The sequence below is a fragment of the Bifidobacterium sp. W8112 genome (assembly GCF_016101425.1).
Lineage (GTDB): Bacteria > Actinomycetota > Actinomycetes > Actinomycetales > Bifidobacteriaceae > Bombiscardovia > Bombiscardovia apousia.
This window is the reverse complement of sequence record NZ_JACFQN010000002.1, coordinates 84,969-105,786: the sequence shown is the minus strand read 5'-3', so window position 1 is coordinate 105,786 and position 20,818 is coordinate 84,969. Positions and strand designations below refer to the sequence as shown.

The 20,818-nt window shown below is 63.7% G+C and carries 16 protein-coding genes, 1 other RNA gene and 2 pseudogenes; 14 read left to right on the top strand and 5 right to left on the bottom strand.

Translation table 11 applies throughout. The features are described 5' to 3' along the window. Window positions 1–2: 2 nt before the first annotated feature. Entirely contained in the window at window positions 3–713 is a 711-nt protein-coding gene (locus tag H3T92_RS04860) for a Fic family protein (RefSeq protein ID WP_198189465.1), read from the bottom strand. Between the two features lie 101 nt (window positions 714–814). Between H3T92_RS04860 and H3T92_RS04855 the strand changes: the two genes are divergently transcribed. From H3T92_RS04855 to H3T92_RS04820, 8 genes are all read left to right on the top strand, one after another. Then, window positions 815–3,505 (top strand): FtsK/SpoIIIE family DNA translocase, encoded by a 2,691-nt coding sequence (locus H3T92_RS04855; RefSeq protein ID WP_198189464.1) that lies wholly within the window; start codon window positions 815–817, stop codon window positions 3,503–3,505. 107 nt (window positions 3,506–3,612) lie between these two features. After that, window positions 3,613–4,218: a CDP-diacylglycerol--glycerol-3-phosphate 3-phosphatidyltransferase gene (gene pgsA, locus H3T92_RS04850; protein WP_198189463.1), complete on the top strand. Its 606-nt coding sequence runs from the start codon at window positions 3,613–3,615 to the stop codon at window positions 4,216–4,218. Further along, the gene (locus tag H3T92_RS04845; RefSeq protein ID WP_198189462.1) at window positions 4,215–4,784 is read left to right on the top strand and encodes a CinA family protein; all 570 of its coding nucleotides are present in this window, start codon (window positions 4,215–4,217) and stop codon (window positions 4,782–4,784) included. The genes pgsA and H3T92_RS04845 overlap by 4 nt, the downstream gene beginning before the upstream one ends. Window positions 4,785–4,950: 166 nt before the next feature. Continuing rightward, a complete protein-coding gene (locus tag H3T92_RS04840) occupies window positions 4,951–5,469 on the top strand; it encodes a helix-turn-helix domain-containing protein (protein ID WP_415873706.1) in 519 nt (172 codons plus the stop codon). 145 nt (window positions 5,470–5,614) lie between these two features. Beyond that, a complete protein-coding gene (locus H3T92_RS04835; RefSeq protein WP_024627845.1) occupies window positions 5,615–5,848 on the top strand; it encodes a DUF3046 domain-containing protein in 234 nt (77 codons plus the stop codon). Between the two features lie 228 nt (window positions 5,849–6,076). After that, complete coding sequence (gene recA / locus H3T92_RS04830) at window positions 6,077–7,231, top strand: recombinase RecA (RefSeq protein ID WP_198189461.1); 1,155 nt, start codon at window positions 6,077–6,079, stop codon at window positions 7,229–7,231. A gap of 4 nt (window positions 7,232–7,235) precedes the next feature. Further along, window positions 7,236–8,150 carry a regulatory protein RecX gene (locus H3T92_RS04825; RefSeq protein WP_198189460.1) on the top strand — a complete coding sequence of 305 codons (915 nt, stop codon included), beginning with the start codon at window positions 7,236–7,238 and terminating at the stop codon, window positions 8,148–8,150. 117 nt (window positions 8,151–8,267) lie between these two features. After that, window positions 8,268–9,320, top strand: coding sequence for a DNA-processing protein DprA (locus H3T92_RS04820; protein ID WP_198189459.1), 1,053 nt, complete (start codon window positions 8,268–8,270; stop codon window positions 9,318–9,320). Between the two features lie 49 nt (window positions 9,321–9,369). On the opposite strand, the gene rnpB is transcribed toward H3T92_RS04820, so the two are convergent. Then, an RNA gene (gene rnpB, locus H3T92_RS04815) (RNase P RNA component class A) lies at window positions 9,370–9,746 on the bottom strand. 177 nt (window positions 9,747–9,923) lie between these two features. On the opposite strand from rnpB, the gene hpf reads away from it, so the two are divergent. The 4 genes and pseudogenes from hpf to trpD all read left to right on the top strand — a co-directional run bounded on the left by hpf (window position 9,924) and on the right by trpD (window position 15,137). Next, a complete protein-coding gene (gene hpf / locus H3T92_RS04810; RefSeq protein WP_045924169.1) occupies window positions 9,924–10,607 on the top strand; it encodes a ribosome hibernation-promoting factor, HPF/YfiA family in 684 nt (227 codons plus the stop codon). A gap of 238 nt (window positions 10,608–10,845) precedes the next feature. Next, a pseudogene (secA, locus tag H3T92_RS04805) lies at window positions 10,846–13,405 on the top strand (preprotein translocase subunit SecA); the annotation flags it as partial. A 206-nt stretch (window positions 13,406–13,611) separates the two neighbouring features. After that, window positions 13,612–13,806 (top strand): annotated as a pseudogene (locus H3T92_RS08375) (SEC-C metal-binding domain-containing protein); the annotation flags it as partial. A gap of 230 nt (window positions 13,807–14,036) precedes the next feature. Next, window positions 14,037–15,137, top strand: coding sequence for an anthranilate phosphoribosyltransferase (gene trpD / locus H3T92_RS04800; protein WP_198189457.1), 1,101 nt, complete (start codon window positions 14,037–14,039; stop codon window positions 15,135–15,137). A gap of 96 nt (window positions 15,138–15,233) precedes the next feature. Here the strand turns inward: trpD and H3T92_RS04795 are convergent, their stop codons facing one another. Next, a complete protein-coding gene (locus H3T92_RS04795; protein ID WP_198189456.1) occupies window positions 15,234–15,779 on the bottom strand; it encodes a hypothetical protein in 546 nt (181 codons plus the stop codon). Between the two features lie 48 nt (window positions 15,780–15,827). Between H3T92_RS04795 and H3T92_RS04790 the strand changes: the two genes are divergently transcribed. Then, complete coding sequence (locus H3T92_RS04790; protein WP_101432207.1) at window positions 15,828–16,526, top strand: lysophospholipid acyltransferase family protein; 699 nt, start codon at window positions 15,828–15,830, stop codon at window positions 16,524–16,526. Between the two features lie 12 nt (window positions 16,527–16,538). On the opposite strand, the gene H3T92_RS04785 is transcribed toward H3T92_RS04790, so the two are convergent. Both H3T92_RS04785 and H3T92_RS04780 read right to left on the bottom strand, forming a co-directional pair. Next, window positions 16,539–18,734 carry a Stk1 family PASTA domain-containing Ser/Thr kinase gene (locus H3T92_RS04785; RefSeq protein ID WP_198189455.1) on the bottom strand — a complete coding sequence of 732 codons (2,196 nt, stop codon included), beginning with the start codon at window positions 18,732–18,734 and terminating at the stop codon, window positions 16,539–16,541. Next, on the bottom strand, window positions 18,727–19,953 hold the full coding sequence (locus tag H3T92_RS04780) for a polyprenyl synthetase family protein (RefSeq protein WP_198189454.1): 1,227 nt from the start codon (window positions 19,951–19,953) through the stop codon (window positions 18,727–18,729). The genes H3T92_RS04785 and H3T92_RS04780 overlap by 8 nt, the downstream gene beginning before the upstream one ends. A 166-nt stretch (window positions 19,954–20,119) precedes the next feature. On the opposite strand from H3T92_RS04780, the gene H3T92_RS04775 reads away from it, so the two are divergent. After that, window positions 20,120–20,743, top strand: a complete 624-nt coding sequence (locus H3T92_RS04775; protein WP_198189453.1) for a DUF4192 family protein — start codon at window positions 20,120–20,122, stop codon at window positions 20,741–20,743. Window positions 20,744–20,818 lie beyond the last annotated feature (75 nt).

Below are 20,818 nucleotides of genomic sequence, written 5' to 3'. Positions count from 1 at the left end.
GCTCAGTGGGCTGGGCCCTGGTCCCATCCGGCGATCAGAAATATCCTGGTTGGGTTGACCGGGCGGACCATGCCTGCGATCAGGGCCTGCAGGCCGTCGGTGTTGCCCCGGAGCGCCCGCTGGAGGGCCCGGCGGTGGGCGGTCGGATCAGCCCGTCCCCAGTCCAGGTCCCAGCCTGCATCGTGGGACAGGCGTGAGAGGAAGATGCGCAGGGTCATGCCGTCGCAGTCGGCGAAGGGGTGCAGGCAGGAGAGCTCGTCGTAGTAATGGGCCAGGCGCTCCACGAAGACCGGACGGTCCAGGCTGGCCAGGTTGCGTTCGGCCGCCAGCTCCTGGCCGATGGCCGCAGCTCCCTGCTCCAGCATGGCCGCCGGGTACAGGCTGGTGTTGTCGTCTGGTTGAGGTCGGCGCAGCGCTTGCTCTTCCGGCAGGCTGGGCAGCAGCCGGCGGTGGATGGCCCGCAGCTCTGCAAGATCGCCCTCGGTCGCCCAAGGCCGCTGACAGACCAGGATGGTCCGCAGAAAGAGGGCATCCGTCAGGGCATCCGCCTTGGCCTCCAAGCGCCGGGCCTGGTCGGCCAGAGCCTCAGTCTGCTTCCTGCCCGCCGTAAAGTCGCTGGCTGCCTGCAGGGCCGAAGGACTGGGATGACGGTCATCCAGAAGCAGGTTGCGCAGGGCGAAGGCCACGGCGCTCTGACGTTCGGCTGGTGTCATGCCAACGATGCTAGCCCTGGCGGCCCACCGTCTGAAAGAGTTGTGCACACTGACCCGGCGGGCCCGGCGCGGACCGGGGTTCTGGGTAGGCTGAAAGGGTTATGACACGTAAGCAGCAAGCAGACGCACGCGGTCGCGGCCGGACCGCAGCCAAGGACAGCCAAGACCCGGAACCCTTCTGGCACAAGGCCTTGCTGGCCCTGCCCCGGGGCCTGGGGTCCCTGGTGCGCGCCGTGGCCGGCAAGAACGGCGACAACTCCGCCTACCGCAAGGACGGGCTCTGCTTCGTGCTGGTCATCCTGGCCGTGCTCTTCAGTGCCAGCGAATGGTTCCGCGTGAACGGTTTCCTGGGGCGGGGGCTGCATGCCCTGGCTGCGGGCGTTCTGGGGCTCTGCAGCATCATCCTGCCGGTGGTCCTGCTCTTCGCGGCCTTCCGGCTGGTCTGCTACACCGGGCGCGAGGCCGGCAACCTGCCTGTGGTGGGCGGCCTCATGGTAGTGCTCTGGTCGGTCTGCTCCATTCTGGACGTGCTCATGGCTTCGGACCATCGTGGTTTCGACATGAGGGCCATCAGCGGCTCAGGCGGCCTTCTGGGGTTCTTCCTGGGGTCGCCTCTGGCCTGGGGGCTGTCCAAGGTCTTCGCCGTCATCATCTTCGTCCTCGTGGCGATTTTCGGCCTCTTCATCACCTTCAGATTCCATATGAGCGACCTGGTCGCCTTGCTGCGCGGCAAGAGGACTCATGCCTCCGGCTCGGCTCAGGCGCAGACCGCTCCCAACGAGGTCAGGCTGGGGGATGACACCCTGCCTCTGGCGCCCGGCGTGCCCGCCCACCAGGAGTCGGACCAGGAGGATGCCAGGGATTCCGGCCGAGGCGGGGTGGCCGGCTGGTTCAGTCGCTTGCTGCATGGCCGCATCGGCAAGGACACGGACACCCATCTTGAGCGTTACGAGGCTGACGAGCCCTTCTCCCAGGCGGCCTCGCTGGAGGGGGCTGACCAGGCCGACCAGGGTGACCAGGTGCCCACGCAGAACATGCCCGCGGTGGAGGCCCCTGCCACTGCCGCCCTCGTGGATGCCAGGGAGCAGGGGCAACCCAAGGTGGATCCGGCTGCCCTGTCCGGCGTGGGGGCCTCGGACCCCTGGGCCGCTGCTGCAGCCGCTGCCGACACCGTGCAGATGGATGCCCAGCCCGCTCCGGCCGCAGGGAACCAGGCTGCCGGAACCCAGGCTGCAGAAGCGTCAGGTTCCTCCGACGACCGCCAGGTGGACGAGAGCCGGCCCTATGTGCTGCCCAGCACGGACCTGCTGGTCAAGGGCAAGCCCCACGCGGTCAGGACCTCGGCCAACGATGCGGTCATCAAGGCCCTGCAATCGACCTTCCAGCAGTTCGACGTGGATGCCAAGGTGGTCGGCTTCCTGCGCGGCCCCTCGGTCACCCAATACGAGGTGGAGCTGGGCCCGGGCGTCAAGGTGGAGAAGGTCACCAACCTCCAGCGCAACATCGCCTACGCGGTGGCCAGCTCGGACGTGCGCATCCTGTCGCCTATCCCTGGCAAGTCGGCCATCGGCATCGAAATTCCCAACGTGGACCGCGAGATCGTCCACCTGGGCGACGTGCTGCGCTCCGACAAGGCCCAGCAGGACGACAACCCCATGATGACCGCCGTGGGCAAGGATGTGGAGGGCCACTATGTGACCGCCGACCTGACCAAGATGCCCCACCTGCTGGTGGCCGGCGCCACGGGTTCGGGCAAGTCCAGCTTCATCAACTCCATGCTGGTTTCGCTGATCATGCGGGCCACGCCGGAACAGGTCCGCCTGATCATGGTGGACCCCAAGCGCGTGGAGCTGAGCGCCTACGCCGGCATTCCCCACCTGCTCACGCCCATCATCACCGAGCCCAAGAAGGCCGCCCAGGCCCTGGAATGGGTGGTCAAGGAGATGGACGCCCGCTACGACGACCTGCAGTTCTTCGGATTCCGGCACATCAAGGACTTCAACAAGGCCGTGCGCGAGGGCAAGGTCCACGCCCCCGCCGGCTCCAACCGCAAGGTGGCCCCGTATCCCTACCTGGTCGTGGTGGTCGACGAGATGGCCGACCTGATGATGGTGGCCAAGAATGACGTGGAGAGCTCCATCCAGCGGATCACCCAGCTGGCGCGTGCCGCCGGCGTCCACCTGGTCCTGGCCACCCAGCGGCCCTCGGTGGATGTGGTCACCGGCCTGATCAAGGCCAACATCCCCTCCAGGCTGGCCTTTGCCACATCCTCCTCAACCGATTCCCGGGTCATTCTGGATGCCACCGGCGCCGAGACCCTGATCGGCCAGGGCGACGCCCTCTTCCTGCCCATGGGCCAGGCCAAACCCACCCGCGTCCAGGGGGCCTGGGTCTCCGAGTCCGAGATCCGCAAGGCGGTGGATTATGTGCGCACCCAGCGCAAGCCCCACTACCGTGAGGACATCGAGCAGATGGCCGACAAGGCCGACCACAAGAACGAGATCCAGGAGGAGATCGGCGACGACATGGACGAGCTGCTCCAGGCGGCCGAGCTGGTGGTGACCACCCAGTTCGGATCCACCTCCATGCTCCAGCGCAAGCTGCGTGTGGGCTTCGCCAGGGCAGGGAGGCTGATGGACCTGCTGGAGTCGAGGGGGATCGTTGGGCCGTCGGAGGGTTCCAAGGCCCGCGAGGTGCTCATCCAGCCGCCGCAGCTGCAGCAGGCCCTGGCCTTCATCCGAGGCGACGCCTCCTCCATGGATCCCGCCCCGGATGAGCAAGCGCAGGGCTGAACATCGGCCCAAAAAGCTGGGCCTGGTCTACCGTTATGATGAAACTGCCGCCCGGCATCTCTTGCTGGACGGCCCGAGCGCACGAGTATCGCGTATAAGGAGTGGCAATGCAGGAGCATGCCGAGTCAGAGACCGGTCGTGAGAGGCGCAGGCTTCTCGAAGGATGGAATTCACCCCCAAACCTGGTCACCTACACCCGTATCCTCCTGGTCCTGGTCTTCATCGCCTTGGATCTGATGGCCGGTCCCTGGGGCGAACGCAGGCCTGGCATGCGCTGGACCGCCGCTGTGCTCTTCATCCTCGCCGCCTCGACCGACAAGCTGGACGGGTGGCTGGCCCGCCGGTACAACCAGGTGACCGAGCTGGGCAAGCTCATGGATCCCATCGCCGACAAGCTGCTGATCTGCTCGGCGCTGATTGTGGCCTCCGTCTTCGGCGAGCTCTGGTGGTGGGTCACCCTGCTCTTCCTGGTGCGGGAACTGGGCATCACCCTGCTGCGGGTCCTGGTCATCAACAAGCAAGGGCGGGTCATCGCCGCCTCCCAGGCTGGCAAGTACAAGACCTTGTTTGAGTGCATCGGCCTGGGCATGCTCATGGTGCCTTTGTCGACGGTCTGGCCCTGGTACCTGGTGGCCACTCGTGTGGTCATCCTGGTGGCCCTGGCCCTCTGCCTCTACTCGGGAGCGGAATACGTGATAGGGATGCGGCGATGATCGGCAAGAGCGTGCAGGGCCGTTGCGACGACCTGGCTGGACGGATCATCGACACCTGCCGTGACTCGGGCCTGCTGCTGGCCGCCGCCGAATCGCTGACCGGTGGGCTGCTGGCCGATGCCTTCGTCAGGATTCCCGGTGCGTCAGACGTCTTTCTTGGCTCGGCCGTCACCTACGACATCGCCGCCAAGGCCGCCATTCTCAAGGTGGACCAGGACCTGCTGGCCACCCAGGGTGCGGTCCATCCACGGGTCGCCCAGGAGATGGCCGAGGGCACGGCCAGGCTCTACACCAGGCCGGGTCATGAGGACACGGTCATCGGCATGGCCACTACAGGTGTGGCCGGTCCGGGGCCTGACGGGGATGATCCCGCCGGGCTGGTCTACATCGGTCTGGCCCTGCCCGTCCGGGTGATGGGTCGGCGTATTGAGACCGGCCTGCAGTCCCACGCCTACCGGACCTATGCCTACGAGCTGCACCTGGATGGCGACCGCGAACAGGTGCGCCGGGGCACGGTAATGCGGATTCTGGACCAGCTGGATCGGGCCCTGCACTCGCGCGGCTGACGGCCTGATGCGGTGAGTCGCTTTCACTGACCGCTGCCGGACCTTGTGCATACGTGACCTTGGTCACAAAGCGGGCCTTTCGGGTTCCTCCCCTGGAATAATCCACTGGCTCGTCTGTTGGTCACTGTGTAAGAAGTTGAACACGATAATGGCGAAAGGGGCTGCTATGGCCAGCACCGAGACCGTGATGACTCGAACCAACGATACCTATGATGTCAAGCCGGCCGCACCCGGAGTGGAGCGCAATGCGCGGGTTCGTGATCTGACGCCCGCCCAGCGTCGTGCCGTCGTCTTCGCCCAGCAGCAGGTGATCCGTGCCAAGGCCGCCAAGAAGGCCAAGGAGGAGCGCCAGGCCAACCTGAACAAGATGTGGATGGAGGAGGACGGCATGGAAGCCAGCCGTCAGCGGGCAGCCTCCAACAACGACGGCCGGGCCGTCACTCATAGCGTCTCCCTGCGCGAGGCCCTGGGCCACGTGCTGCGCGAGCTGAGGACCAACGATCACAAGACCCTGCGTGAGGTCAGCGAGAAGGCCGGCGTGTCCCTGGGCTACCTGTCCGAGGTGGAACGCGGCCAGAAGGAGGCCAGCTCCGAACTGCTGAGCTCCATCGCCGATGCGCTGGGCCTGGGTGTGCCGCAGACCCTGCGGATGGTGGCGGACTACCTGGAGTCCACTCAGGAGTAAGCATGTCAGGTTCCGCCGGTTGAATCGGCGGACCGTTCTTGAGGGCGTCCGGTTCTGAGGAACCAGGCGCCCTCTTCTGCTGACTGTCGGTTGCTACCGTAGAAGGGGTGTGACAGGGTGGGTCTTGGACGAAAGGTGATGTCGGGTGCGTGAACGGGAATTCTGGCAGCTGCTGGAGGAGGTCTTCGGCCGGGTCTACGGACGCAGTCTGGCCCGTGACCAGAGGCTGACCGCCCTGGATGCCATGACCGTAATAGAGGCCCTGGATGCGGGCGTGGAGCCGCGCGTGGTCTGGAATGTGCTCTGCGATCAGATGGAGATTCCCGACTCCCGGCGCTGGGGGAAGGACCACAATGCGCCGCCCCTGCCGGCAGCCTGATCGGCGGGTTTTATCCTCCGCGAATTTATTGCCCATTCCAGGTGATTTTCGAACATTTGTTCGCATAGTCGGGTATACTGATACCCATGGTCCGGTGACCATCGGCACGTTTGACCACATCGGGCGCCGGGACCGCAGACAGGTTCCGACGGCGGATAGGCTGTCAATCGTGAGGTCGTCAATCAGGATGTCGTCATCGTGAGGTCGGTTACGAAGAAGGAGAGCCATATGGCACGTCAGAGCAACAGTGGCAAGGCGAAGAAGGAAGAGGAGGGCGGGATCGACCCCCGTCGCCAGGCAGCCTTGAACACGGCCCTCGCGCAGGTGGAGAAGAGCTTCGGCAAGGGTTCGGCCATGCGCCTGGGCGACAAGCCCGCCCAGGATGTGGAGGTCATTCCCACCGGGTCCCTGGCCTTGGACATGGCCCTGGGCATCGGCGGACTGCCCCGCGGCCGCATCGTCGAGATCTATGGTCCCGAATCCTCGGGCAAGACCACCCTGGCCCTGCACGCGGTGGCCAATGCACAGGCCGGCGGTGGAGTGGCCGCTTTCATCGATGCTGAGCACGCTCTGGATCCTGAGTATGCCAAGAAGCTGGGCGTGGACACGGACTCCCTGATCGTCTCCCAGCCGGACAACGGCGAGCAGGCGCTGGAGATCGCCGACATGCTGATCCGGTCGGGCGCCCTGGATGTCATCGTCATCGACTCGGTGGCCGCCCTGGTGCCCAAGGCCGAGATCGAGGGCGACATGGGCGACAGCCACGTGGGTCTGCAGGCCAGGCTGATGAGCCAGGCCCTGCGCAAGATGACCGGCGCCCTGTCCCAGGCCAACACCACGGCCATCTTCATCAACCAGCTCAGGGAGAAGATCGGCGTCTTCTTCGGCAGCCCGGAGACCACCACCGGCGGCAAGGCCCTGAAGTTCTACGCCTCGGTCCGCTTGGACATCCGCCGCATCCAGACCCTGAAGAACGGCGACGAGGCAGTGGGCAACCGCACCAAGGTCAAGGTGGTCAAGAACAAGATGGCCCCGCCCTTCAAGGTGGCTGAGTTCGACATTCTCTACGGAGAGGGCATCTCCAAGGAGGGTTCGGTTCTGGACATGGCCCTGCAGACCAACATTGTCAAGAAGTCGGGCTCCTGGTTCACCTACGAGGGCGATCAGCTGGGTCAGGGCAGGGAGAACGTCCGTCAGTTCCTCAAGGACAACCCCGGCCTGACCAAGGAGATCGAAGATAAGGTCAAGGTCGCCTTCGGCCTTATCCCTGCTCCTTCCGAGGACGACAAGGCCGATCAGGCTGATGCTGACCAAGACAGCAAGGAAGACGACTCGGCTCCTGTCGACATCAACAGCACTGTGCCCACGGCCCAGGCTGCATGACCCGATGATCTCGGCCGAGGACTTCCTCAAGGAAAATCCGGTCCGACTGGCGCAGACCGGGGATCCTGCCGACTCCAGCACAGAGTCGAAGAATCCTCGGTCGGACCAGTTGCAGCCAGACTCTGCGGGTGCGCCTGCTCCAGCAAAGTCGGTGTCAGTCCTTGATCCTGCCCTTGAGCAGAAGGATGACAGCTTCAAGGAGGACAGCCGCCTGGTGCAGTCTCCTGTCCTGGGTCTTGGGCATGGCGCCCGATTCGGAGGCAGTCTGGAAGATACAGACAGTGCTGCCAATCCGGATATTGATGCTGAATCTCTGGCAGGTCACCATTCCCGTGGGCACCGCTCCGCCCGGGGTTCCGACAGAAGGACCCGCCGCCGTGGCCGTCGTCCACGCGCAGGCGGCTTCGGCGGAGGTTCCCCGCCTGCAGCTCCGCGAGCGGATGCTGAAGATGCGGATGCTTGCCGGGAGGCTGCTCTGACCCTTTTGGATGCGGCAGCGCGTTCAAGCGGGGCTCTGGCCCGTCGCCTGGTCGACAAGGGGTTTGATACGAACGTGGTCGATCAAGTGATCGACCGGCTGACCAAGCTGGGCCTGTTGGATGACCAGGCCTATGCCCAGGATCTTCTGCGCTCCTGTCTGCATCGCACCATGGGGGAGCGCGGCGTGCTCTCGGAGATGACCCGCAAGGGTCTGGATCCGGGACTGGCTGCGCAGGTGGTGGCCCAGGCCTCCCGTGAGGGGCTCTTCGTCGACTCCGCCTACGAGCTCGGTCGCAAGGTGGCCCGCAAGACAGCCGGACTTGATCTCAAGGTGCGCAAACGGCGATTCTGGAGTGCTGGATCCCGCAAGGGCCACTCTCCCGGTCTCCTCAACCAGGTGGCAGCCGACCTTTTCATCTCTGACGACCCTCTCGATTGAGGTGTGTCATTAACTTATCGGTTTTCACAGTGAAGGAAGGCAAAGCAATATGCGGCTATGGCCGTTTCCCTGAACTGCTGCTCTTGTTCTAGATCGGTTAGAAGGTGAAAGTGTCGGATGCTCAAAAAGAGTGAACTTCTGCAGGAAAATGCAGCACTGGTAGCCCTTCTTAGAACCATTGGCAAATCTCATGACACCTGGAGCTCCATCGCTGAGAAGGTTGTACGCCGGGGTAGCGCTATTCAAGTTTTTGAACATGAGCTTGACCCGCAGCACCATCGGCTGGATGACCCCGATGAGGATGACGAATATGAATACCGTATTCAGTCGACCCTGTTGGGAGAGGATGACATACCGATTACCACACAACGTCGTGTACAGCTCCTGCAGGCCCGCAAAGAGGCAGAAGCCTTGGTTCACGATTGGCATAAGCAGGGTTTGGATATGGTGTCGGTCCTCGACGAACGGTATCCGTTGAGCCTGCGTGAAGTTGTCGATATGCCTCCGTTCCTGTTTTCCAAGGGGTGTTTCCTCAGCCCCAATCAACAGGATATGGGTGTCAGCGTGGTCGGTTCGCGCAATGCAGGATCGGAGGCTTTGCATTTCGCTTCTGATGTCGCAACAATGCTCGTGAGCAAAGGCCTGACTGTCATCGCCGGCTTGGCCCTGGGTGTGGATGCTGAGGCCCATCATCGTGCTCTTCAGGAGCATGGCCGTACGGTGGCTTTCATCGGTACGGGCATAGGGAAGTACTACCCTGCAAAAAATCGCCAATTGCAGGATCTTATCGAACGTAAAGGGCAGGTGTTTTCGCAGTTCTGGCCCTGGCAGGGGCCCGCAAAGTGGACCTTTCCTGCGCGTAATGCCACCATGAGCGGCTACGGTATCGCTACGGTCATTGTTGAAGCCCATGAGTATTCCGGCACCCGTGTTCAGGCTCGGAAGGCTCAGCATCATGGCCGGCCGATCATAATTCGCGACGTTGTAGTTGACCATACGGAATGGGGCAATCGTTTGGCCCATAAGCCCAATGTTTACGTCGTATCCAACGTGGATGATGTGGCCAGGGCCATCAACTCGATACAGAGGGTCAATGGTGAGTTACGAGACGCAATCAACGGTCTAATTGCCCAAGCCAGTGCCTATGCCAAACGTGTCTTATTGGTCTGACTACAGCCGACCTTTAATGATCGCAAGCATCAAGTTGCTGAGGGGAAGAAAATGAGACCTCTCATATACCCCGGGTTCTGTCATCGACCGGATAAAATCCGGACGACGGATGGCCATCCATCTCGACCTGACGTTGCCGCCAGGCTCTAGCGGCCTACCCGAAGGCGGGACGAGCAGCCCCTGAATGCCTTCTGCTTGGCCTTGCTCCCGATGAGGCTTGCCATGCGGTCGGCGTTACCGTCGACCCGGTGGTCTCTTACACCGCCGTTTCACCCTTGCCCGCCTTTGCCAGGCGAGCGGTCTGTTCTCTGTTGCGCTATCTCTCAGGTCGCCCTGGGCGGACGTTATCCGCCATCGTGCTCTGTGGAGCCCGGAAGTTCCTCAGCCCCTCCCAGGAGGAGGGGCCGCGGCCATCCGAGAGGTCTCGGGGATTCAGCATAGCGGAACTGAACGACCGGACCAACGGCCAGGATCCCGCTCTGGCCTCAAGCTCAATCAGTGAGTCAGCCCCGCTCTTCGGATACAATCGGAAGCACAGTCGATGGTGACCAAGTCCGCCATCGCACCAGCGGTTCGTCCGCTCACAAGTGCAAGGAGATTCCCATGGAGATCGTCATTACCGGTCGACATACCCAAATCAAGCAGCGGTTCCGCGATGTTGTGGACAGCAAGATGAACAGGGTGACGGCCATCGCCCCCGATGCCCAGCGCATCCAGGTCGTTCTGACACATGAAGGCAATCCCCGCCAGGCTGACAGCGCCAAGAGGGTGGAGCTCACGGTCCAGGCCGGCAAGACCGTGATCCGCGCCGAGGCCTCCAGCGCCGACGAGTTCAGCGCACTGGACATGGCCCTGGACAAGCTGACCCAGCGTCTGCGCCGGGTCCGCGACCGCCGCAAGGACCACCGCCGGGGACTTGAGCATCCGCCCCTGCCCGCCGACCTGCCCGTGGATGACCAGACAGGCGATGAGGGCGATCAGGGAGACCAGGGCCAGGAGTCCAACCCCGACAACAGCGCCCAGAGCGCCGTGGCCTCGGACCTGGCTCCGGGCCAGTCGGTCGAGGTGCAGGTGGGGGACACCCCCATCGTCATCCGCCGCAAGCTGCACATCGCCGAGCCCATGAGCATCGACGAGGCCCTCTACGAGATGGAGCTGATCGGCCACGACTTCTTCCTCTTCGTCAACAAGGAGACCCAACGGCCGTCGGTGGTCTATCGCCGGCACGGATGGAGCTACGGCGTCTTCGAGATCGATACGCCTGAGCATGTAGGCCAGAAGAAGTAACAGCAAAACGGATAGACGAGCGGATATTGAACTGTGGGGCGATTCCCCGGCGGCAAATTGGCCTGACGTGCGGAGAATCGCCCTTCTTCAATGCCCTGTCCGGCTGCCAAGGCCGCAGTTGGGTTTATGGAATAATCGGTTTCGAGAAAATCGGTGCATTCGCGTAAGATAATCAAGGTCTGGGCCTACGTCAGCTGAGGGCGTGCGAAGGCCATAAAAGAACGGTAGGGAGCGCAACGTGGTAGCAGTCTTGGACAAGGTCCTCCGTATGGGCGAGGGTCGTCAGATTCGCAAGCTTCAGGGGGTGGCCAAGGCGACCAACGCCTTCGAGGATCAGATCTCGGCCATGAGCGATGAGGAGCTCAAGGCGCAGACGCCCAAGTTCAAGCAGCGACTGGAGAACGGCGAATCCCTCGATTCACTGATGCCCGAAGCTTTCGCCACGGTTCGCGAGGTTTCCAAGCGCACCCTGGGCCAGAGGCACTTCGACGTCCAGCTGATGGGCGGCGCGGCCCTGCACTGGGGCAACATCGCCGAGATGAAGACCGGCGAGGGCAAGACCCTGGTGGCCACCCTGCCCAGCTATCTGAATGCTCTGGAGGGCAAGGGCGTGCACGTGGTCACGGTCAACGACTACCTGGCCTCCTATCAGAGCGAGCTCATGGGGCGCATCTTCCGCTTCCTGGGTATGAGCGTGGGCTGCATCATCACCGACCAGCGCCCCAACGAGCGCCGCAAGCAGTACCAGGCGGACATCACCTACGGCACCAACAACGAATTCGGCTTCGACTACCTGCGCGACAACATGGCCTGGGACAAGGACGAGCTGGTCCAGCGCGGCCACCATTTCGCCATCGTGGACGAGGTGGATTCCATCCTGATCGACGAGGCACGAACTCCTCTGATCATCTCCGGACCCGCCGAGGGCGACGTGACCCGATGGTACCGGCAGTTCGCCAAGCTGGTCCCCAAGCTGACCAGGGACGAGGACTACGAGGTCGACGAGAAGAAGAAGGTCGTCGGCATTCTGGACCCCGGCATCACCAAGGTTGAGGACTACCTGGGCATCGACAACCTCTACGAGCCCGCCAACACCGCCCTGATCGGGTACCTGAACAACGCCATCAAGGCCAAGGAGCTCTTCCTGCGCGACCGCGACTACGTGGTCCAGAACGGCGAGGTCCTGATCGTGGACGAGCACACCGGCCGTCTGCTCAAGGGCCGCCGCTACAACGAGGGCCTCCACCAGGCCATCGAGGCCAAGGAGGGCGTGGAGGTCAAGGCCGAGAACCAGACCTTCGCCACCATCACCCTGCAGAACTACTTCCGCATGTACGACAAGCTGGCGGGCATGACCGGAACGGCCGAGACCGAGGCCGCCGAGTTCATGAACACCTACAAGCTGGGTGTGCTGCCCATCCCCACCAACAAGCCCATGATCCGCAAGGATCAGGACGATCTGATCTACCGCTCCAAGAAGGAGAAGCTGGCCGCCATCGTCCGGGACGTAGCCAAGCGGCATGCCAAGGGCCAGCCCATCCTGCTGGGCACTGCATCCGTGGAGTCCTCCGAGGTGGTCTCCTCCCTGCTGGATGTGGCCGGCATCGACCACCAGGTGCTCAACGCCAAGCAGCATGCGCGCGAGGCTGCTGTCGTAGCCGTGGCAGGGCGCAAGGGGGCCGTGACCGTGGCCACCAACATGGCCGGGCGCGGCACCGACATCATGCTGGGCGGCAACGTGGAGTTCCTCGCCGATCAGAAGCTCAAGGAGCAGGGCTACTCGCCCGACGACACCCCTGAGGAGTATGAGAAGCGCTGGCCCAAGATGCTGGATTCCGTCAAGGAACAGGTCAAGGATGAGCATGAGGAAGTCGTCAAGCTGGGCGGCCTCTACGTGCTGGGCACCGAACGGCACGAGTCCCGCCGCATCGACAACCAGCTGCGCGGCCGTTCCGGCCGTCAGGGCGACCCCGGTGAGTCCAGGTTCTACCTGAGCCTGGAGGATGACCTGATGCGCCTGTTCAACACCCAGCTGGTGGCCCGAATGATGTCCTCCAAGAGCCTGCCCGAAGGTCAGCCCATCGGCACCAAGAGCGTCTCCAAGGGTGTGCGCAATGCGCAGAAGTCCGTTGAATCCCGCAACTACGAGATCCGCAAGAACGTGCTCAAGTACGACGACGTGATGAACAAGCAGCGTCAGGTCATCTACGGCGAGCGTCAAGCCGTGCTCAAGGGCGAGGATATCCACCAGGACATCCTCCGCTTCATCCGTGAGACCGTGACTTCATACATTCGTGGGGCGCAGAACGGCTCGGACAAGCCTCAGGATTGGGATGCTGACGGGCTCTGGAAGGCGCTGGCCTCCGTCTATCCGATCAGTCTCGACCAGGACGAGAGCATGGACTCCCTGGAGTCTCTGAAGGGTGACAAGGCCGTCAAGGCCCTGGCGGACAAGATCGTGGAGGACGCCGAGTCCATCTACCAGGAGCGCGAGGATGAACTGGGCGAGAAGGGCTCAAGGCAGCTGGAGCGCCAGGTGGTCCTCTCCGTCCTGGACAGCAAGTGGCGCGAGCACCTCTACGAGATGGACTACCTCAAGGACGGCATCGGCCTGCGCGGCATGGGTCAGCGCGACCCCCTGGTCGAGTACCAGCGCGAGGGCTACCAGATGTACAACTCCATGATCGACGCCATCAAGGAGCAGACCGTGCAGCTGCTCTTCAACGTGGACCTCAAGCAAATTGCGGCCAGCCAGGAGAACGAGCGGCGGGCCCGCGAAGAACGCGAAGAAAACGAGGCCAGCCAGTCCGAAGAGGTCAACTACCAGGCGCCTGAAGAGCCTGACGCCGAGGATGAGACCACCGACATCGACGAGACGGCCGAGGAGCGTGATGAGGATGCTCCGGCGGGCAGCGTCCAGGAGGACTCCGACGAGGAAGCCGATGACGCCCAGTCGGGTCTGAGCACGTCCGCCGAGGACTCGGAAGCTCCCGACGCTTCGAGTCCGGCTCCGGTGGGGCCTGCGCCCATCAGCCATGCCGAGGGCAAGGTTCCTGCCAATAAGAGGCCCAAGGCCGTAGAGGACCACTCGCCCTGGGCCGACGGCCGCACCTTCCCGGGCACGCCTCGCAACGCGCCTTGCCCCTGCGGTTCTGGGCGCAAGTACAAGATGTGCCACGGTCAGAACGAGAAGAAATGACAGGTACGCGTAATCAGTAGCGGCTTTTGCAGATAGGGTTGCTGATCTGATTGACGGCCATCGCTCACCAGGGCGGTGGCCGTTTCCATATAGTGGATTGCCTTCTTTCATATATTGGTAGCAAAATGACCAAAATATGGGATGGCCTTGTGCAGGGGAGGGGCAGGGCAGTAAACCTAGAGCAAACAGCGGGGCATCCGGCCCCGCTTCTTCAAAGGAAAAGAGTCATCATGCGGCCACTTAGCTGGAAATCCGTCCTGAACTCCTTGGTGTCCGGTCGGCACCTGAGCGCGGATGAGGCCGAGTGGTGCATGAACGACCTGATGGATGGGAATGCCGACCCGGTGCAGGTGGGCGCCGCCCTGTCCATGCAATCCACCCTGGGGCTGACCAGCCCGGAGGTCGAAGGGGCCGCCAAGGCCATGGTGGGCCATGCGGTACCGCTGAAGGTCAGCGGTGACGTGACCGACATCGTCGGCACCGGCGGCGACGGGGCAGCGACGGTCAACCTGTCGACCATGGGCGCCATCGTAGCTGCAGCTGCAGGGGTCAGGATCGTCAAGCACGGCAACCGGGCCGCATCCAGCAAGAGCGGCACCGCCGACTGCCTGGAGCAGCTGGGCCTGCCCTTGGATCTGCCGCCGCAGGAGGTGGCTGCCATGGCTGACCGCTACGGCATCACCTTCGTCTTCGCCAAGACCTTCCACCCCGCCATGCGGTTCGCCGGGCCTGTCCGCTCGTCGCTGGGGATTCCGACCGTCTTCAACCTCCTGGGACCCCTGACCAATCCGGTCAACCCCCGCTATGTGGCCATCGGATGCGCCCAGCGCCAGCTGAGTCCCATGTTGGCCCAGGTCTATGCCTCACGCGGCCAGGAGGGCATGGTCTACACCTCGGCCGAAGGCCTTGACGAGATGGCCCCGACCGGGCCGGTCTCCATCTGGGAGATCCACCAGGGCAAGGTGGAGGAACGCTCCTTCGACCCGACTCGTGAACTGGGCATCGACCCGGTGGATTTGGATGACCTGCGCGGCGGCGACCCCGCCTTCAACGCCAGCGTCGTCAGGGACTTCCTGGCTGGAAAGTCGGTTCCCTCCCGCTCCACGGCCCTGCTCAATGCGGCCTCGGCCATCGTGGCCGACGGCACGCAGATCGACGCCGGTCCCGAGGCTGATCTGAACGTGCGGTTTGCCCAGGCCTATCAACTGGCCACCGAGGTTGTGGATCAGGGCAGGGCCGCCGACCTGCTGGCAGCCTGGATCCACGGAGCCCAGGAAGCGCAGTCCCGCTGCCAGCAAGAGCATCGGACACGCCGTCCGGTCTTGGTGTAAGTTCGCCGCTGCCAAACCTGTTCGGGCCTCGCTGACTGATGTTTCTGCCAGCGAGGCCCGACTCTTTTGGCGGCTCACCAATGGCGGCACATGGCATTATCGCCGGTAGTGCCGTTCGTCGTCATCGAAGAGTCCGCTTGAATCGTCGCGGAAATTCTTCCGGTCGATGATCAGTCCTGCGATGCCTATCAGCAGGAGCAGTCCCGCCAGCAGGCCGGTCAAGCCGGACCAGCGGGGAAGGAAGATGGTCAGGAAGAAGCAGACCAGGCCCAGCACCGTCATGATCATGAAGGCCACCCGCCTTCCGCCCAGGTCGCTCAGATCGGGGTTGGGCGGCACAAAGTTCGACGACCGGTCCATGACCTCGTCGGTGTCCAGCCAGCTGCTGCCTTGGAAATCGCGCGGTCCGGAGCCGCCGACGAAAGAGTCGCGCTTCAAGTCCTCGGCCCTCAGCGCCGCCTTCTTCTCGGACTTTCGAGCCTTCTTCTCGAATTCCTTGGCCGTCCTGGACGATTCCAGGGAACCCAGCTCGTCAGCGTGCGAGTTCAGGAAGTCCGCCCATTCCTCGTCCCCCTGTGGGGACCCGGTTCCCGCCTCGCTGTTATACTGTTTCCCGGCGTCGTTATGCTTGTGCTCGGTCATAGAACCATCGTAACCTCGGCCGCACGCATTCGCTACCAAGGAGTCTCTGTGCTGTACTGGTTCTTCGTCAAACTGCTCGGTCCGTTGGCGCGTACCTGGTTCAAACCGACCGTTGAGGGCACGGAGAACATTCCCAAGCAGGGGGCTGCCATCATCGCCTCCAACCATCTGGCCGTCATCGACGACGCCCTCCTGCCCATCACCTGCCCTAGGATGATCCACTTCATGGGCAAGGCCGAGTACTTCAACGGCAAGGGGATCAAGGGCAAGTTCAAAAAGTGGTGGTTCAGCTCGGTCGGTGTCTTCCCCGTGGACAGGTCAGGCGGCTCCAAGTCGCTGGGCGCCATGGAAACGGCTCGTTCCATCCTTGAGCACGGGCACATCTTCGGCATCCATCCTGAGGGCACGCGCAGCCCTGACGGCAGGCTTTACCGGGGGCATACCGGGGCGGCGCGGCTGGCCTTCGAGACCGGGACGACGGTGGTGCCGGCAGCCATCATCGGCACCAGGCAGCTTCAGGAGCCCGGCCATGTGATTCCGCATAAGGGCCGGACCAAGGTCATCTACGGCAAGCCCATCACCGTGCCCTGCGTTCCGGTCAACAGCCTCACCCACGAGGAGATCCGCAATCTGACCGACCGGATCATGCAGGAGATCCAGGAAATGAGCGGGCAACGATACGTGGACGTGTATGCCCAGGTCATCAAGGCGCATGAAAACCATGAGAACAACCAGGAGCTGGACTGACTTCCCAGGGGTTCAGACCACGGTCAGGGTCACGACGGCCGGAGAGCCGTCATCGTTGAGCACCTTGACCTGACTGCCAGGATTGGGGTCCTGGATGCGCACCGTGTGGGTCAGATTGCCCAAGGGAGCGGAGATGTTGACCTTGAGCCCGTATCCCTCCAGAATCCGGGTGGCCTCGTCCTGGCTCTTGCCTTTCACGTCGGGCATGGTGATGGATTGCGGCCCCTTGGAGATCACCACGTTGACGGCGTCGCCCCAATGCAGCTGCTCCTGGGCCTGGTGGGAGGCGGAGATCACCTGGTTGCGCGGCACCTTGTCGGACCAGTCCTCGCTGTAGCTGACCTTGAGTCGCAGGGCTTCCAGGGCCGCCTGAGCCTCATCCCTCGCCTTGCCGACGATATCGGGCATGGCCACGGGCATTCGACCCTTGGACAGGACCAGGCTGACCTTGGCATCATGACGGGTCTTGGTCCCTGGGGCCGGATCCACTGAAATGGCCGCTCCTTCGGGGATGTTCATGGAGTATTGGTCCTTGGACGCGTCGTGGTCGATCCTGTCGAACCCGGCTGCTTTCAGAGCCTGCACCGGATCCTTGCCGTTGGGTGTGTCCGGCGTGAGGATGTCCTTGGGCACCGTGGCCTGGCGCACCCCTTTGGAGACGGTCAATTTGAGCCTGCCGCCCCTCTTGCTGATATGGGCTCCGACGGTATCGGGATCCGCGGCCATGACGGCTCCCTTGGCCACCTGGTCGCTGAAGTCATAGGCCGTGTCGACCTCGATGCCGGCGACCTTGAGTGTACGGACGTACTTGGCGAAGTCGGCGCCGATGACCTTGCACTCCTGGTTCTCGGCGCAGGAGATGTCATCCGGCTTGGGCAGCGCGACATAGCTGCCCGGACCCAGGAAGTACCACCAGGCGCCACCGCCGCCTCCGGCCAGGGCCAGCACCAGCAGAACCGCCAGCACAATGATCAAGCCACGATGCCGGTGCTTGGGTTGAGCCGCTTCAGCGCCTTGCTGCATGGTCGTTGCATCGGCGGAAGATGCTGCCGGATCCTGAGGCTGCAGAACGGTCGTGGTCTCGGCTCGGGAGGGGGTGTCCACGTCGTTGAGCTGATAGCGTCTGGTCGCTGCGCTCGCATCGGTTTCGGGCGGGACGGGCACAGACAGAACCGTGTCCGAATTCTCCGGGTCTCTGGCCGCCTCCTCGTCGTCATTGGCAGCTGCCGCCGTCTGCCTTGGCGACCCGGTCACCTCAGGGTCGTGCCCAGCGGTTCCGGCGATGGCGGATTCGGGCTGTCCGCCGGCTGCGGCCGCTGCGGCCCCTGCGGGCAGCACATAGTCCATGGCCTGTCGGTCCAGTCCCTTGACCACCTTCCTCAGGCTCTCCTGGGCCTTGCCGGCGTCATCCGGGCGATGCTCGGGGGAGCGGTCGGTCATCTCGGAGACCAAGGCGGCCACAGACGGGTCGATTCCCGGGCAGACCCTGGCCAGGGAGGGGACATCCTCGTGGACGTGCTTGAAGACGATGGTCACCGGATTGTCACTGGCGAAGGGGACCGTGCCGGTCAGCATCTCGTAGGCGATGATGCCCACGGCGTAGAGGTCGCTCTGTGGGGAGGCCTCATTGTTCTCGATGGTCTCGGGGGCCAGGTAGGCGGCCGTGCCCATGAGCATGCCTGTCGAGGACAGGGTGGCCTGGGCGGCGGCGCGGGCCAGGCCGAAGTCGGTGATCTCCACGTGGCCGCGGTCGTTGATGAGGATGTTTTCCGGCTTGATGTCGCGGTGGATGACGCCGGCTCGGTGGGCGGAGGCCAGGCCGTCCAGGATCTCGCCCACGATGCGCAGGGTCTCCTTCAGGGGATAGACGCCCTGCCGGGCCATGTCCCGCCGCAGGCTGATGCCGTGGACATACTCCATGACCAGGTAATCCAGCCCCTGATCGACGCCCGTGTCGTAGACCTGGACGATGTGGGGGTTGGCGATGGCGGCCGCGGACCTGGCCTCCCGGCGGAAGCGCTCCTCGAACTGGGCCCTGTGCGGCCCCTGGGCCAGCATGGTGTGCATGATCTTGACCGCCACATGCCTGGACAGCCGCTGGTCCAAGGCCTCGTAGACCGTGGCCATGCCACCCTGCGCGATCTCACGCAGAATGCGGTAGCGCCCGTCGATGATCCGGTCGCTGGTCCTCTCGTCCGCTTCACTCATGCTCGTCTTGTCCGGCCCTCTGCACCTCGGAGGCCTGACCGGCCTCAGCATCAATGGAAGATACACGTTCATGATACCCGGCGGTGGTGGCAAGCGGCAGGAAGCGTCGACAGGCCTTGAGGAATATGGTTCGGCCCCCTGTCGACAGATGCAGATGATCGGCCAGGGCCTGGGCCTGGGCCTGGGCCCGGACGGACAGGTCGGCCATGCGTTGGCGGCTGGCTTCTACGGCCCCGCAGGACTGCATCAGGTCGCGGACCATATTCACCTGGGTGTCGTTGCGGCCTTGGGAGGGGGAACCGTACAGTCGGCGGATTTCCTTGGCCTGATCAGGATCGGCCATGGCCAGGGTGTCGGCCAGGAGGACGGTCCGCTTGCCCTCGCGGATATCGCCACCCACAGGTTTGCCGGTGCGTCGGTCGTCGCCTGTCACATCCAGCAGATCATCCGCCAGCTGGTAGGCCAGCCCCAGGTCCAGGCCCAGGGCGCGCACTGATGCTTTATGCTCTTCCAGGTCTGCTCCAGAGGCCAGCAGGCCCAGAGCCAGCGGGGCCAGGGTGGTGTAGGAGGCGGTCTTCCAGGCCATGGTGTGCAGGGCCTGGCGGCGCAGGCGTTCCGGATCGTCCAGACAGGCCTCCTCCATGCCCATGTCCAGGACCTGGCCGGTGACCACAGCCGTCTGCATGGCTTGAAAGGTTCTGCCGATGGCCGGCCCCTGAGGCAGTTTGGCAGCCGCCTGGAGGGCCATGTCCGTGCTCAGCGAAGCCAGCAGGTCGCCAAGGAGGATGCCTAGGCCGGTGCCGCGGGCATCAGGTTTTGCGGGTGCCCGGCCGCTCGAACCGTTGCCGGCAACCGACCGGCTCAGGGCCAGATGGGCGGCAGGGCGGCCCCGACGACGGGGGGAGCCGTCGATGATGTCGTCATGGACCAGCGCACTGGTCTGATAGACCTCCAAGGCGCAGGCAAGATCCACTACCGCCTGTTCACGGTCAGGATGCTGCTCGGACTCCAGAGCCCGCCAGACGTCGCAGAGCAGCAGGGCACGCAGGCGTTTGCCGCCGCGGCCAGCCTCGATTGCCTGCAGGATGACCTCCTGCAAAGCCTCCCGGGAGGGGTCTTGATCCAGGGGTGAGTCCGCTCCGGGCTCTGGAGCAGTCAGGTGGTCGCAACGGCGCTGGAGCAGTTCCTCCATGCGCTGTTCGACCCGTGCTGCAGTCACGCTTTTCATGCCTTAGAGCCTATCCGCATATCTGCCCAGCGGACAGGCTGCCAGGACCATGGTGGATGGATGGCCTCATTTGACCACATGATCGGTTGCGGCCTTCCTCACGGTTCCCGCTGGATCAGGATGGTACCAAGGCTCCCGGTCCTCATACCGGGAGCGGATGGGAGGCGATGACGGCATGGACGATGCGCATGAAGACGGCATGAAAGAACTGGTGGAGCACTACCGAGAGGGCCGGCGACGATGGGGCGTGGAAGAGGCCGACAGACGATGGCTCCAGCAACCTCTGACAGATTGGACTGCTGGCTTGCAAGGGCCGCAGACGCACCAGCAGTTGGACGCCGACTCGGCCGACAGCCTGGCCGTGGCCATTAAGGAGACACTGGCCATACGCGACGGGCTTATTTTGTCGATTCTGGCACCTGAGCCTGGTCTGGACAGCGATCGGCTGATGGACCTGTGTGTTCGTCCCAACGATCCATCGAATGTGACGGCGCTCTGCAGCATCCTGGATGCGGTCTTCAAGGATCCTGCGACGCGGCCGGACCAGCCCCGTTGCCATGCTGGGTTGGCCATGCTCGAAGCGCTGGCAGATCAGGTTCCGCCGGGGTTTCGGTCCCAGCCGTTGGCGGTCGCGGCTTATGTCGACTGGTGGAGTGGGGGATCCCGAGCATCGGGGTTTGCCGAGGAAGCCTTGGCAGAGGACCGTTCCTGCACCTTGGCCGCCATCGTCCTGGCCTTGATAGGCCGCGGCATCGACCCGGCCTGGAGGCAATTGAGCTGAATCGGGAATAATCGTCCCCCTGGGGTGGTTCACTTTAATGAGTCTACGATTTGACCTTGCCAGAGCTGTGCCCTA

Bases quoted from the DNA above. Each gene is read 5' to 3' on its own strand.
- H3T92_RS04860 (WP_198189465.1), bottom strand. From the start codon at position 713: ATGACACCAGCCGAACGTCAGAGCGCCGTGGCCTTCGCCCTGCGCAAC.
- H3T92_RS04855 (WP_198189464.1), top strand. From the start codon at position 815: ATGACACGTAAGCAGCAAGCAGACGCACGCGGTCGCGGCCGGACCGCA.
- pgsA (WP_198189463.1), top strand. From the start codon at position 3,613: ATGCAGGAGCATGCCGAGTCAGAGACCGGTCGTGAGAGGCGCAGGCTT.
- H3T92_RS04845 (WP_198189462.1), top strand. From the start codon at position 4,215: ATGATCGGCAAGAGCGTGCAGGGCCGTTGCGACGACCTGGCTGGACGG.
- H3T92_RS04840 (WP_415873706.1), top strand. From the start codon at position 4,951: ATGGCCAGCACCGAGACCGTGATGACTCGAACCAACGATACCTATGAT.
- recA (WP_198189461.1), top strand. From the start codon at position 6,077: ATGGCACGTCAGAGCAACAGTGGCAAGGCGAAGAAGGAAGAGGAGGGC.
- H3T92_RS04825 (WP_198189460.1), top strand. From the start codon at position 7,236: ATGATCTCGGCCGAGGACTTCCTCAAGGAAAATCCGGTCCGACTGGCG.
- H3T92_RS04820 (WP_198189459.1), top strand. From the start codon at position 8,268: ATGCTCAAAAAGAGTGAACTTCTGCAGGAAAATGCAGCACTGGTAGCC.
- hpf (WP_045924169.1), top strand. From the start codon at position 9,924: ATGGAGATCGTCATTACCGGTCGACATACCCAAATCAAGCAGCGGTTC.
- trpD (WP_198189457.1), top strand. From the start codon at position 14,037: ATGCGGCCACTTAGCTGGAAATCCGTCCTGAACTCCTTGGTGTCCGGT.
- H3T92_RS04795 (WP_198189456.1), bottom strand. From the start codon at position 15,779: ATGACCGAGCACAAGCATAACGACGCCGGGAAACAGTATAACAGCGAG.
- H3T92_RS04785 (WP_198189455.1), bottom strand. From the start codon at position 18,734: ATGAGTGAAGCGGACGAGAGGACCAGCGACCGGATCATCGACGGGCGC.
- H3T92_RS04775 (WP_198189453.1), top strand. From the start codon at position 20,120: ATGGGAGGCGATGACGGCATGGACGATGCGCATGAAGACGGCATGAAA.